This window comes from Shewanella spartinae (assembly GCF_019457555.1).
Classification (GTDB): domain Bacteria; phylum Pseudomonadota; class Gammaproteobacteria; order Enterobacterales; family Shewanellaceae; genus Shewanella; species Shewanella loihica.
The window spans coordinates 2,856,911-2,870,847 of the sequence record NZ_CP080418.1; the positions used below are offsets into that span (position 1 = coordinate 2,856,911).

Consider the following 13,937-nt stretch of genomic DNA (forward strand, 5'->3'; position numbering starts at 1 on the left):
TACAAATATGTAAAAACCCGCCGAGGGCGGGTTTTTATCCGGTGAAAGTCACAAGCCTTAGTTAAGAGGTTGATTCTTTTCCGCCAAGCGATTGAACACGGCATTGACCGCCAGAGAGGCGCTGTGGGCAAGCTTGTCGGCGATCTTCTTCTTCAGCTGATAGCGAACCTTGATCACTGTCTTCTCTTCGGCAAGCTTCATCACCACATCGTCACTGGTAGAGAGGCCATCGACCAGACCAAGATCCAACGCCTGCTGACCATACCAGTGCTCACCGGTCGCCACCTTGGCGATGTCTAGCGTAGGACGGTACTTGCTGATGAAGGCTTTAAACAGTACATGGGTCTCTTCCAGCTCTTCCTGGAACTTCTGTCTTCCTTCGTCGGTATTTTCACCAAACAGGGTCAGGGTACGCTTGAAGTCACCGGCGGTGTGCTGCTCATAATCGATATCATGCTTCTTCAGCAGACGATTGAAGTTAGGGATCTGCGCGACCACGCCGATAGAACCTACGATGGCAAAAGGCGCGGCATAGATGGTATTGGCCACACAGGCCATCATATAGCCGCCGCTCGCGGCCACCTTGTCGACGCAGATGGTCAGTGGGATCTCGGCGCTGCGCAATCTATCGAGCTGGCTCGCCGCCAAGCCATAGCCATGGACCATGCCGCCGCCACTCTCGACATTGACCACCACTTCGTCGCCTTGCTCGGCAATCGCCAGGATGGCGCTGATCTCTTCTCGCAGTGACGCCACCTCATGGGCATCTATGCTGCCCTTGAAGTCGATAACAAATACGCGAGGCGTAGGCGCCGCTTCGCCATCGGCCTTCTCTGCCTTCTCCTTGGCTTTGGCCTCGGCCTTGAGGCCCTTCTCGTAGGCCTTAAACTGCTTCTTGCTCAGCAGTTCTTCCTTTAAGTCGTGTTTGAGTGCCTTAAGATCTTCTGACACATTGGTCAGCTTAAACTCACCCTTATCGGCCTTCTGCTTTACCGCAGATGCCAACACCAGCACCACGACGGCGACGATAGCCACCACTATGGTGACGGCTTTTGCCAGAAAGAGTCCATACTCATACAAAAATTCCAAAATTCAGCTCCGTGATCAGGCCTTTAAAATCTGGCCGCTATTCTATCAGCCCTGAGGGCAATAACAAATCCAGCCATAAAAAAACCCAGCCAGGCTGGGTTTTTATTTAGTCCTTTTTGGATTTAGGCTTAGTTAGCCGGCACCGCGCAAGGCTGAATCACCGAATCATCCTGCACCAGTACGCTCGCCTGGCCCTTACCCGCAGTCAGGGCAAACGCGGCAACTTGCTGCTGCATCTCAACCGTAGCCGCGGCGGCGCTACCATCTGTCACGCCTGGGACCTCACTTGGGCTAATCAGCGAGCTGTGATGACCCTTGCTAAAGCGCACGGCGCCAGAGCCAACTGTCGTGGTATCTATACACTCAAGACCCAGGTTGGCAATCAGCGGCTCGGTACCCGCCACAGGGAACTTGTCTACGCGATTAGGTAGTACCTGATCTCCTAAGTTGCTGCCATCCCCCACGACTTCAATCAGATGTACAGGCAGGCCAGTCGATTTAAGCGTCGCTGCATGGTTGATAGGATCCGCACCATCTACCGCCGTCTGTACCGCGAAGGCGAAGGTTGGAATGAACTCGGCGTACACAGCCTGAACCAGGGCCGCATACTCTGGCGTACCAGGCTCATAACCGGCAACGTTAGCCTCATCCACCAATGCCTTGAAGGTATCGCTGGCGGTTACGTTTTCAAACAGCAGCGGGCCGAAGGTGGCAGAGCCGATGAAGGTGCCCGATAAGCCACCAGTTGGCGCAACCAGAGAAACCGCATTGAGCTTATGCACATAGCTAAGGTCCGCACCGTTAGCCGGATGGCTCAGGCCAGAGTTAGCATAGGTAGCAAAGTCGGTGCCGACGATGGCGCCAAGACTCAGGCCCTGTGCGCTTATTTTGGTGATATCGAACATCTGCGGCATCTGTGCGGCGGCTAGGCCACCGGCAAGCCCGGTGAGGGCGGCGCGAAGCGCCAGATGGTCAACCGTTGCCTGTCTGAAGTTATCACGTACCGCCAGAGTGCTCGCAATGTTAACAAACACCAAGGGGTTACCATTCTTAAACGCATCTGGGTTACCTATCACAGCGCCAAATGCTGGATCTGAAGCCGATACCTCATAGATGCCGTCACCGTTAGCATCGAATGAGCGAGCGCCGTGCAGCGGCATATCGATGGCGATAGTGGCAACGCCCATGGCGGCATAACTACCGGCATAGGCCAGTGACATCTCTTTACCACCGCCTAGGCCATGCATGGCGATGGTAGTCGGCCAACCACCAGTTGGCGGCGTAAAAGGTAATCCCTGAGAGGAGTAGAACTGCGCCAGACGCTCGGCGTTTGGCATAGAGATCAACACAGGGACCTTCTCTGCGCCAGTTGGAGCAGGGATAGGGTTGAACTTAGTCAGGTGCTTGGCCTTATCGGCAGGTGTGCCATCATCGAGTAGCCATGCCTTACCCGCTAACAGGGCAGGATCGGCCAGACCCGCTGCGGGGTCGATACCGTGCGCCACGGCCTGAGCGCCGTAATTTTGCTGACTCAGGGTACCCGATTGCAGGGCTAACAATACGGCTACAGGGCTGTCGCCCAGCGCATGCCAGTTACCGTTAATGCCATTACACATCACAGAGTTACAGGCGCCATAAGTAGGCAGAGTCAGCTCTGCAACATAAACATCGGCCAGGCTAGAGACCACATAGGCCACGCCATCGGCTGGTGTCAGGCCAGCCGCCTGGGCAACTGTGATCCCCAGCGGATGCGGCTGAGGCACAGAGAGAGACGGCGCAAAAGGGGTGCCCTCTTGCAGCATCAGTAGCTTAGTCGTCTCATAGACATCGCTGATCGCCTGGGTAGTAAACAGGCCAGCATAGCTGATAGTCGCGCTATCTACGCCGTGAGCGGCGGCCATGCCCTTCTCATAACTGTTCACCAGCGTTTGCAGCATCAGCTGATCGGGTGTCTGCAGCGGCTTGGTCTCGATATCGAGTTTCAGCGTGGCATAGGTGGTCGACGGCGCAATAGGGCGGCCTGCCGAGTCTTGAATCAGGTCTGTGGTCGCATACACATAAGATTGGCCCGCCTTGAGGGGCTTGAGCGGTACGATAGCGATAGTGTTGCCCGAGGCGCTGGCGACAAAGTCGACGCCAAACTGAAGCTCGTTGCCGATCTTACAGGCCGACACAGATGGCGCAGACTGACACTCGGGATCCGATGATAGCGGACCACCTACAGTGGCTTCGAACATGCGCACCGCGCCAGGCTGGGCCACAGAGGCTGCCGCCAGCGTCAGCATAGTGCCGTCATGGTCGGTAGCAGGTTCAACCGTGATAGAGATGGGAGAGGTGGTCGACCAACCATCAAGCGCGCCCAACGCCATCTGAGGGTCGGTGTAATCGCTTGAGCCGTCGGCTTTTTCGCCCGGCATGGTCAGGGTACCGTCGGTGGTGCCACTAAAGAGTAGATCGTTGGGTAATGGTACCTTGCTGTTAGCAGGATCGAATACCATGTGTGAAAGAGGGATTAGCGGCTCAGTCTTCTCTGCGAGTTGATCGACGCTATCTTCGCTACAACCAGCCACTCCCAATGCGGATGCAATTGCGACACCCAAAAAGAGTCTTTTCATCTTTTTTCCCCAAATCTTGTTGTAATAATTTTGTTTTCCCCAAAAATTGGTCACAATAGTCTTCCTTGTGTGACCAATAGGACTTTTAGTGTCCTTATGGCTACTCAAGTTAACGCAAAATTATTGAGTTAGCTACAATTTTGTCACACACAAACAACAGAACGATGGTCATTAATCAGTCATTTGTTTTAAACATTCGTTTCAGGCTCAAATAAATCATAGAAATGGCGGGGAATTCCGCTAACAGGAAAAATTGACTCATGTTGGAATATCAGGCAGCAAAAGATTTACTTAAAGATAAAACGATACTGGTCACAGGCGCCGGAGATGGTATTGGTCGCGCCGCTGCTCTGGCCTACGCTGAACATGGTGCCACGGTGATCTTGCTGGGCAAGACAGTCAAGAAACTGGAAGCCGTCTATGATGAGATAGAACAGGCCGGCTACCCTACCCCCGCTATCGTGCCACTCGATCTCAAAGGCGCCACAGAGCAAAACTATCAGGACATGGCCGAAACCATAGAGCAGCAGTTTGGTCACCTCGACGGCCTGCTGCACAACGCCAGCCTGCTGGGCGTGTTAGGCCCGTTCGAACATATCTCGATGGATTCGGTCAAGGAAGTGCTACAGGTTAACCTGGTCGCCGAGATCATGATGACCAAGGCGCTGCTTCCCGTGATGAAGAAAGCTCCTGCTGCCTCTATCCTGTTCACCTCCAGCAGCGTTGGCCGTCAGGGACGCGCCTTCTGGGGCGAGTATGCCATCTCAAAATTTGCCACCGAAGGCATGATGCAGTCTCTGGCCCACGAATATGAAGACAGCAACCTGAGAGTCAACAGCATCAATCCTGGCGCCACCCGCACCAAGATGCGCGCCAATGCCTACCCTGCCGAGAACCCACAGGATCTCAAGGCGCCAGAAGAGATCATGGCGACCTATCTCTACCTCATGGGTGACGATGCTAAAGGCGTCACGGGCCAGCAGTTTAACGCCCAGTAGTTTAAGGCAGGTAGCTTAAAGCTCGGTGGTTTAAGCCTCAGTCATCAGAAACGCGCCCGCTTTAATGGGCGTGTTTCACTTTTTATCAGTAAGATGACCAGCAGAAGCGAGACACAAAAAAGGGAAGCATCTGCTTCCCTTTTCTAATCACAATCAATAATGTCTGAGCAATTACTTGTACTTGCGCATGACCAGGGTAGCGTTTGTGCCGCCGAAGCCGAAGCTATTGCTCATGATAGTGTTAAGCTCGGCATCGCGATATTCGGTCACGATAGGCATACCTTGAGCCTTCTCGTCGAGAGTATCGATGTTGATGCTTGGTGCGATGAAGCTGTTCTCCATCATGATCAGGCTGTAGATCGCCTCATGCACACCCGCGGCGCCCAGAGCGTGACCAGTCAAAGACTTGGTCGATGCGATAGCAGGCAGGTTGTCACCGAAGGTTTCGGCCAAGGCTTCCAGCTCACGCATGTCGCCAACAGGCGTTGAAGTACCATGGGTGTTTATGTAGTCGATTGGTGTGTCTACACCTTCGAGGGCCATCTTCATGCAACGCACCGCGCCTTCGCCAGATGGTGCAACCATGTCGTAACCATCTGAAGATGCGCCGTAACCTATCACTTCGGCATAGATCTTAGCGCCACGAGCGAGCGCATGCTCAAGCTCTTCGACAACCACGATTCCGCCGCCACCAGAGATAACGAAACCATCACGGTCCGCATCATAGGTACGAGAAGCCTTCTCAGGGCAATCGTTATACTTAGTCGACAGTGCGCCCATGGCGTCGAAGCCCATGGTCAGGGTCCAATCCACCTCTTCTGCACCACCGGCGAAGACCATGTCTTGCTTACCCATCTGAATCAACTCGACCGCATGGCCGATACAGTGAGCACTGGTGGCACAAGCCGAACTGATTGAGTAGTTCATGCCCTTGATCTTAAATGGCGTGGCCAAACAGGCGCTAGCCGTGCTCGACATGATGCGTGGCACGATATAAGGACCAACGCGCTTCACACCTTTCTCACGCAGAGTATCGGCAGCCTGAACCTGGTTAGCCGATGACGCGCCGCCAGTACCGGCAATGATACCGACGCGGTGATTTGAATATTGTTCTTCGGTGAGGCCAGCATCGGCTATCGCTTGCTCCATGGCAATATAAGCGTATGCGGCTGCATCACCCATAAAACGTAATGCTTTACGGTCGATATGTTCTTTAGGGTCTAACTTAATGTCGCCCCAAACATGGCTACGAAGCTTCATTTCTTCAAACTGATCTGAGTGGGTAATACCACTGCGACCCGCTTTGAGTGACTCGGTGACTTCTTGCTTGTTGTTACCGATACTTGACACTATGCCAAGGCCGGTGATCACGACTCTTTTCATTATTTACTATCCATTCCGTACGTCTAGTACCAATTTAGCTGCGCCAATAGTATCGCTTTTACTGCATTTAAGTGGTCAGCTTTCCATAAAGGCAGGTAAAATAATGCCTAATATCCCCTTGAGAGTAAATTCATTGGCCACCGAACACCCGAATAACGCACAAAATAATGACAAAATGCCTACATTCGACGCAATTTTCAGCCATTTATCGCCGGTAAAGAGTCAAAACTCTCACCAAATTATCGCCCTACTCCCAAGCAGTGATGCCAACTGGCCAGCCGCGCTTATAACAGAGCGACTAACACAAGCCGGTTCAAAGCAGCACCTTCAAAAGCAGCACCTTCAACTACACCTGTTCGCCCAGCATCAGGCAAGCTGGCTTAAGGCCCTTGCCGAGAGTGAAACCCTGGCGTCACCAGCCAAAGAACAAATTAAGGCAATTTACGACGCTCGGGTGTCGGGCTGTCACAGGCTCAAGCTGGTAAATGCGCGGCTTATCATAGACATCCATCTTGGCGATCCGCTTACCCAACTCAAAGACTTAGTGTCCCCAAACCTAGCAAGTCAAGCCATCCAAAGCTGGCTGGCCGATACCCAGGCTACCGATGAGGCGCTTATCTGGCAGATGGCGCGCCTCAGCCAAGATAACGCCGACCTGCTCCTTCTCGAGAATAGCGACGTCAATCTAGACGAGACTTCAGATAACGCCAATACAAACTTACTGACCCAGTTGATCATCAAGGCGGGTTTTACCTGCTATCGCCTTAACTTATCTCCAGAAGATGACCTGCTCGTGACTCTACTCGAAAAACCAAGTCTAGCGTCGCAGGATATCGCCATGGTGGAGCGGCGCGCTCTTAGGCGCCAACAATTAGATCAGTTTGCCTTCAACCCCTTAACACAAGGTCGTGAAGGAGAAATCGCCATCATAGGTGGTGGGGTCGCCAGCACGAACCTGGCGCTATCGCTGGCTGAGCGCGGCAAAAAGGTTAGCTTCTTCTGTATGGATAAGGCGCCGGGCGAGCAAGCCTCGGGCAATAAACAGGGCGCCATCTATCCCCTGCTCACCCCAGAGCATGGCAGCCTGAGTCACTATTTTCTGCAGGGTTACCTCTTTAGTCGTCAAAGGATCAAGCAGCTCCTTGAGGCGGGCCATGAGATCCCCCATGATTTTTGCGGCGTGCTGCAGACCGGCCACGATGAGCGCAGCCATAAGCGCCTCGCCAAGATAATCAATGCTCAGCCCTGGGCCGAATCTATTGCACGCCCCGTCGATGCAACCCAGGCCTCGGCGCTCGCCGGGGTCACCATAGAACACCAGGGGATCTACTATCCGCTCGCAGGCTGGGTGTCGCCCCAAGCCTTTACCCGCGCGGCCATCAGCCAGGCCGAGCAGTTAGGTAAACAGACCAGCCACTACCAATGCCAAATCACGGCGATTAGATTCGTAAACCAGCAGTGGTATCTCAGCGCCATTCAAGATGCTCAAGAAGTCGAATTGGGCCCCTTTGCCAATCTGGTGCTGGCCAATGGCCGCCACCTGACCGACTTTGCGCAAACCGCCCACTTACCCATCAGCGGTTTTCGTGGTCAGGTCAGCCATATCCCGGCAAGAGCGCCACTTAAGGATCTTAAGACGGTGCTCTGCGCCCACGGCTACCTAACCCCTGCCCACGATAAGCTGCACTGCACAGGGGCCAGCTATGTGAAAGACGCCAGCAATCTCGACTACAGCGCGGTGGAGCAGGTGGAGAATTTAGACAAGATCCGCACAAGCTACGGCGGCGAGTGGACCAAGGCGGTAGATATTACAGGCCATAGCGCTCGCGTAGGTGTGCGTATGGTCACACGGGATCATGCCCCCATGATGGGCTGTGCACCCGACTTTGAGGCGATATCGGCAACCTATCTCAACCATCAGCAAACCAAGAAGAGTACCAAGGAGAGCGCCAAGTGTTGGCAGGTGACTCCAGCCCCCGTTCATCAGGGACTGTTTATTCTCGGAGGACTTGGATCGCGGGGCCTCACCTCTGGCCCGCTGGCGGCAGAGATCTTAGCCGCCCAGCTTTGCGGCGAGCTCCTGCCCGCCACTCAGGATATATTAGCCCTGCTCAACCCCAACCGCATGTGGATGCGAAAGCTGATTAAGGGAAAGGCGCTGTAAGCGCTAACTTGAGAGATTAGGGGTAAGCAATGAGTACCAAGGGCTAGTAGTTAAGCCCTTGGTAAGTGATCCACCAGATGAGTTAGGCTTTGACCCTGACGCGGTTGTTGGTGTCGCGACTGGCACGAATGAGGTCATCGCCCGAGAGATGCTCCCCCTTGGCCAACCTGTCATAAAGCAGTACATTGACCGAGGAGGCCAGATTCATACAGCCCACGGTCGGGACATAGACCACCTCATCGGCGCAATCGATAAGCGCCTGATCTAGGGTGCCATCTTCAGGGCCGAATAGGTAAATCGCCTTCTGCGGATGGCTAAAGGCTGGCAATGGCGTGGCGCCTTCCACCAGATCGACGCAGATCACCTTGGTATCGGCATCGAGTGAGTCAAGCAGCGACTCTACGCCATTGAGGGGAATATGCTGACTCACCCGCTTGGTGTCGGTATTGTACTGCTCGCCCCTGTGCTGGGCGGCCAGCGCATAACGTTTACCCGTGTAACGCACCTCATCGGCGCGATAACAGCCGGCGGCGCGCATCACGCCGCCCACGTTCGTCGGGCTCTTTGGGTTTTGCAGCCCAATGATCACCTTGCTTGCATTAGCCATGACTAGGCGTTTGCTACCTGAGCTATCTTCTCGCGCAGCTCAGCCCAGGCATTAACCACCAGGGCAAGATCGGCAGGCTCGAGCTCAGACTTGGCCGTTTCCAGACAGACCTGCATCTTAGCCTCCAGCGCCTCGCTGTCTTGCACCGTTTCCTGCTCGAGCTCTGACAGCACCACGGCCACATGCCCCTGTAGGTAACCACTGGCAAAGAGTTGGTCGTCATCACCACCTGCTACCTTGGTGGCGATCCACTCGTCTAATGCTTGCTCATACTGCTCTAACATTGTGTCTCCAATTGTCATCTTGCTACTCAGGCTGCCCAATTACATCTGGGCTGACTAAATCTAGGCTGATTAGGTCAGGATTAGCCACCTGATACATCACATAATCGTGGTAGCCGGTCACGACTTTATAATAACCACATAATTCGCTGTCTAACTCTGGGTCGCCACTATCCACAATTAAGGGCCGACCTTCAAGTGCTTTTAACTTAGTTTTTGTCGCCAGGATGATAATATTCTCTTTGCCCACCTGACGAATAAGCGCCGGCGACAACTGTTGGTTGCCCCGCCCCAGGATATGCCCCTGGCCGCCGATGAGGGTGATCACTAACTTACACTCACGGCCTAAGGTTGCCTCGAGCAGTGCTTTAGCGCTGAGATCGCTGGCAAGCAGCTCACCCGCGTCAATCAAATCCACCCCGAGCAGAGTGTTATCCAGCCCAAGTTCCTCCATCACGGCGGCGACTGTGCTGCCCGAGCCCATGATGGCGAGCCCATCGTCTATCTGCTCAATCGCTTCGGCGGCGATATCCGCCAGCACCAGCTCGTCGACCTCTTTGCCGCCCATCTTGACCGCCTGAATGTAGCGGGGCTCGGCAGGCACCTGCATCTCGCCGAATCGGCGCGCCCTTACCACTCCTTGCCTGAAGGCCACCTCGTCGATATCCATCACATCGGCGGACATCAGGCTCACCAAAGCCCCCTCGAGCAGCAATTTGACCACCATGCCCGAGGCGTGCGGCGTGATGCCATAGACACCCGAATGAATCTTCACCCCGGCCGGCACACCCAGCACAGGCTGAGCCTCATCGACCACCTCAAACAGATCACGCGCCGTGCCGTCGCCACCGGCAAACAGCAAGAGATCCACGCCTGCGGCCTGCAGCGCCTTGGCGGCGGCTTGGGTATCGCTGGCCGCGGTGGTATCACCCGCCTGATAAACCACCTGATGATTAAATCCCATCTTCGCGGCTAAATCGGCGCCCATGGCACCGGATGCGGAAACGACAATGATCTTATCCAGATAAGGTTTAATCACCTCTAGCGCCTGGGCCATTCTCAGATGAGCCTTAGGCTCGGCGCCGCGGGCTATCGCCTCATCTGCCACGCCATCGCTACCCTTGAGAGCCACACTCCCCCCAAGGCCTGCCAGAGGATTGATGATCACGCCGAGGCGAAATGTCTGTTTCATGGATATTTCCTTATCATCTCTTATTGTTTTGCAATTTCGCGCGCCTTAGGGATTAACAGTACCGCAAGCATGGACAGCAGAGCACAAACGGCGGCCGCCAACCAACTCAGCCAAGCCTGGGAACCATCGCCCCAGATAAAGCCGCACAGCCAGGTGCCCAGCGCGCCGCCGACACCGAAACTCAGGCTGGCATAAAGCGCCTGCCCCTTACTGCGGTGGCGCACGTCGAATCTTTGATGAACGAACTGAATCGAGGCCGCATGCACCAGACCAAAGGTGAAGGCATGCAGCAGCTGACTAACCCCGAGCCATATCATGTTGCTGGCGCAAAAGGCCATGAGTAGCCACCGCACCGCCGTGAAGCCGATAGAGATCACCAGCAAGGCACTGACCCCATATCGACCCAACAATCTTGGTGCAAACATAAACATGACAATCTCGGCCAGCACCCCAAGAGCGACATAGATGCCGGCGCTGGACTCGCTGTAACCCACCTGTTTAAGGTAAAGCACAAAAAAGCCGTAGAAAGGTCCGGCGCTCATCTGCAGCAACATGGCCGATAGCAAGAACCAGACGATACCCGCATCTAGCTTTAGAGGTGTGGGCACCTGACTCTTATCGACCTTCACCCGGGTACTTGGCAGAGACAGGGAGCAGCCCAGCAAGCCAAGGAACAGAGCCAGGCCGACGAAGGGCAAGATCTCTGTGCCGAACTGGCTGATGGCAAAGCCTACGCTGACCACGAACACCAGATAACCCAGGCTGCCGAAGCTGCGGATCTTACCATAGCCCCCGGTGTTCTCCCCCAGGGTCTCTAGGGTGATCACCTCAAGCTGGGCCAAGATAGCGTTCCAGAAGAAGGTATAGATGCTGAGGCTGATGGCCAGATAGACAAAGCCACCGTGATAGAAGAAGCTCATGAAGGTGACCGCCGAACATGCCGCCCCCATCTTCACCAGCTGGCCACGCATGCCCGTCTTATCGGCCACCATGGCCCAGATATTCGGGGCTATGATGCGCGTAGCCATCAGGATGGCGAGCAAAAAGCCAATCTGCTGAGCATCGAAGCCCCGGTTCTCGAAGAAGACCCCGAGATAAGGCACCAGCACGCCGAGGATCGCGAAGAAGAAAAAGTAACAGGCGCTAATCCAATGCAGTTGGTGTTGTGGATCAGGCTGTTGCATGCCGTTAGGAGACATACTCGTAGATGACTGGGCGTTGGACGACATTTGTGTAGGGCTATTCCTATGTGTAGAGCGATTTCTAGCAGGGTTACTATCTGCTCTCGAGGTGACTCGGAGCGACTTCTTATAATGACTTTTTATTCTGACTGGAACCCATTGCATTAATGGGCTCCATAAAAGAAGGCACAATACTGTGCCCTCTTTTTCGCTCAATTGCGTCTTACTTCATCCCTATCACAGGGGTAATGCTCTCGACATTCATGTTTTGTGCCCTGTGCCTGAGGAGATGGTCCATCAGGACGATAGCCAACATGGCCTCGGCGATCGGCACGGCGCGAATCCCCACACAGGGATCGTGACGCCCCTTGGTAACCACCTCGGCGCGCTCACCCTGCACCGTCATGCTCTCACCCGGCACGCTGATGCTGGAAGTCGGCTTCATGGCGATATGCGCAACGATAGGCTGACCCGACGAGATCCCGCCAAGAATACCGCCCGCATGGTTAGAGGCGAACCCGTCTGGCGACATCAGATCTCTGTGCTCGGAGCCCTTCTGGTTTACCACGGCAAAGCCATCACCAATCTCCACCCCTTTGACGGCGTTGATCCCCATCAGGGCGTGAGCGATATCGGCATCGAGGCGGTCGAAAACCGGCTCACCCAGTCCCACAGGCACATTGGTCGCCACCACAGACACCTTAGCGCCTATGGAGTCACCGCTCTTTTTAAGCTCTCGCATATACTCGTCGAGTTGCTCGAGCTTGCTGGCATCGGGAAAGAAGAAGGCATTCTGCTCAACCTGATCAAAATCCAGCGTCTCGGCGCAGATAGGCCCAAGTTGTGACAGATAACCCTTGATCTCTATGCCATGCACCTGTTTTAGATACTTCTTGGCCACAGCGCCGGCTGCCACACGCATGGCGGTTTCCCGCGCCGATGAGCGCCCGCCACCGCGATAATCACGCAGGCCATACTTTTGCTGGTAGGTATAGTCGGCATGGCCCGGACGGAACTGATCTTTGATGTTGGAGTAATCCTGGCTACGCTGATCGGTATTCTCGATCACTAAGCCGATAGAGGTACCGGTAGTTTGCCCCTCGAACACACCCGAGAGGATCTTCACCTGATCGGGCTCGCGTCTGGCTGTGGTATAACGCGAGGTGCCCGGACGGCGCCTGTCGAGATCATGCTGCATATCGGCTTCATCGATCGCCAGACCCGGAGGGCAGCCATCGATAATACAACCTAAGGCTTTACCATGGCTCTCACCAAAAGTCGTCACCACAAAATTTTGACCGATACTGTTACCCGACATTCGCTTACTTCACCTCTACTTGATTATTTGCCTCAGCATAACCTAAAGCCGCCACTGGCTATATTCCTAAATCGGCTTAGTCATTCTAAGCCGACAAAACATTGGCCAATCAGACTCTAGCCGACCATACATTATTCACTATCTTTGTAGATGGCGAAAAGTGATTCATTTTCAACTAACTGATCGCGAGTCAGCACAAACACGCCGTCACCACCATGTTCGAAGTTAACCCAGGTAAATGGCACCTCGGGGAACTGTTCCACAAGGTGAACCATAGAATTACCCACCTCGACCACCAGCAGACCATCTTGAGTCAGGTAATCCGCCGCATTGGCAAGGATGCGCTTGGTGAGATCCAAACCATCGCGACCCGAGGCTAAGCCTAGCTCTGGCTCATGATGATATTCCTCTGGCATGTCACCGATATCTTCGGCGTCCACGTAAGGCGGATTAGAGACAATCAGATCGTATTGCGGCCCCTTAGGGATGGCGGCAAACATGTCAGACTCGATAGGGAATACCCTGTCCATCACCCCTAATGATTCAATGTTGATCTGCGCCACTTCCAGGGCATCGCTGCTGATGTCGATAGCATCGACCTCGGCATCTTCAAACTCATAGGCACAGGCGATAGCGATACAGGCGCTGCCGGTACAGAGATCCAGAATACGGTTGACCGGCTTGTTATAGAGCCAAGGGCTGAAACGATTGGCGATCATCTCGGCGATCGGCGAGCGCGGCACCAACACCCTGTCGTCCACATAGAACTCCAGGCCAGCAAAGAAGGCGCGGTTGGTCAAATAAGGCACGGGCAGACGCTCGCGTACCCGGCGAATGATGAGCTCGACAATCTTATGCTTTTCACTGCTGGTGAGATTGCTATGGATCACCTGCTGACCAATCTCTTCTGGCAAATGCAGCGCATGGAACACGAGAGCGATGGCTTCATCCCAAGCGTTATCGGTACCATGACCATAGTAGATATTGGCATCGTTAAAGCGGCTTACCGCCCAACGTAACATATCGCCGATTGTACGTAATTCCGTCACGGCTTCATCAACAAAAATCTTGTCCAAAACTGGCTCCCGCTAGATAGTTCCGCCTCATTG

At 54.4% G+C, this 13,937-nt stretch carries 11 protein-coding genes; 2 read left to right on the forward strand and 9 right to left on the reverse strand.

Annotated elements, in window-relative coordinates:
- Positions 1–57 precede the first annotated feature (57 nt).
- Both sohB and K0I31_RS12570 read right to left on the reverse strand, forming a co-directional pair.
- The gene (gene sohB / locus K0I31_RS12565) at positions 58–1,089 is read right to left on the reverse strand and encodes a protease SohB (RefSeq protein WP_220078605.1); all 1,032 of its coding nucleotides are present in this window, start codon (positions 1,087–1,089) and stop codon (positions 58–60) included.
- Positions 1,090–1,217: 128 nt separating this feature from the next.
- Positions 1,218–3,704, reverse strand: coding sequence for a VolA/Pla-1 family phospholipase (locus K0I31_RS12570; RefSeq protein WP_220078606.1), 2,487 nt, complete (start codon positions 3,702–3,704; stop codon positions 1,218–1,220).
- 260 nt (positions 3,705–3,964) lie between these two features.
- Here K0I31_RS12570 and K0I31_RS12575 point away from each other — a divergent pair, with 260 nt between their 5' ends.
- Complete coding sequence (locus tag K0I31_RS12575; RefSeq protein WP_011866206.1) at positions 3,965–4,702, forward strand: YciK family oxidoreductase; 738 nt, start codon at positions 3,965–3,967, stop codon at positions 4,700–4,702.
- A gap of 171 nt (positions 4,703–4,873) precedes the next feature.
- On the opposite strand, the gene fabB is transcribed toward K0I31_RS12575, so the two are convergent.
- Positions 4,874–6,085: a beta-ketoacyl-ACP synthase I gene (gene fabB, locus K0I31_RS12580; RefSeq protein ID WP_011866207.1), complete on the reverse strand. Its 1,212-nt coding sequence runs from the start codon at positions 6,083–6,085 to the stop codon at positions 4,874–4,876.
- 175 nt (positions 6,086–6,260) lie between these two features.
- On the opposite strand from fabB, the gene mnmC1 reads away from it, so the two are divergent.
- The gene (gene mnmC1, locus K0I31_RS12585) at positions 6,261–8,249 is read left to right on the forward strand and encodes an FAD-dependent 5-carboxymethylaminomethyl-2-thiouridine(34) oxidoreductase MnmC1 (RefSeq protein WP_258406492.1); all 1,989 of its coding nucleotides are present in this window, start codon (positions 6,261–6,263) and stop codon (positions 8,247–8,249) included.
- A gap of 82 nt (positions 8,250–8,331) precedes the next feature.
- Here the strand turns inward: mnmC1 and K0I31_RS12590 are convergent, their stop codons facing one another.
- The 6 genes from K0I31_RS12590 to prmB form a co-directional block, all read right to left on the reverse strand.
- Positions 8,332–8,856, reverse strand: coding sequence for an RNA methyltransferase (locus tag K0I31_RS12590; RefSeq protein WP_220078608.1), 525 nt, complete (start codon positions 8,854–8,856; stop codon positions 8,332–8,334).
- A gap of 2 nt (positions 8,857–8,858) precedes the next feature.
- The gene (locus K0I31_RS12595; RefSeq protein WP_220078609.1) at positions 8,859–9,140 is read right to left on the reverse strand and encodes a YfcL family protein; all 282 of its coding nucleotides are present in this window, start codon (positions 9,138–9,140) and stop codon (positions 8,859–8,861) included.
- A gap of 22 nt (positions 9,141–9,162) precedes the next feature.
- Complete coding sequence (locus tag K0I31_RS12600; RefSeq protein WP_220078610.1) at positions 9,163–10,329, reverse strand: ATP-NAD kinase family protein; 1,167 nt, start codon at positions 10,327–10,329, stop codon at positions 9,163–9,165.
- Positions 10,330–10,349: 20 nt separating this feature from the next.
- Positions 10,350–11,513, reverse strand: a complete 1,164-nt coding sequence (locus tag K0I31_RS12605) for an MFS transporter (RefSeq protein WP_220080843.1) — start codon at positions 11,511–11,513, stop codon at positions 10,350–10,352.
- A 220-nt stretch (positions 11,514–11,733) separates the two neighbouring features.
- Positions 11,734–12,828 carry a chorismate synthase gene (gene aroC, locus K0I31_RS12610; protein ID WP_220078611.1) on the reverse strand — a complete coding sequence of 365 codons (1,095 nt, stop codon included), beginning with the start codon at positions 12,826–12,828 and terminating at the stop codon, positions 11,734–11,736.
- Between the two features lie 131 nt (positions 12,829–12,959).
- Positions 12,960–13,904: a 50S ribosomal protein L3 N(5)-glutamine methyltransferase gene (gene prmB / locus K0I31_RS12615; RefSeq protein ID WP_220078612.1), complete on the reverse strand. Its 945-nt coding sequence runs from the start codon at positions 13,902–13,904 to the stop codon at positions 12,960–12,962.
- Positions 13,905–13,937 lie beyond the last annotated feature (33 nt).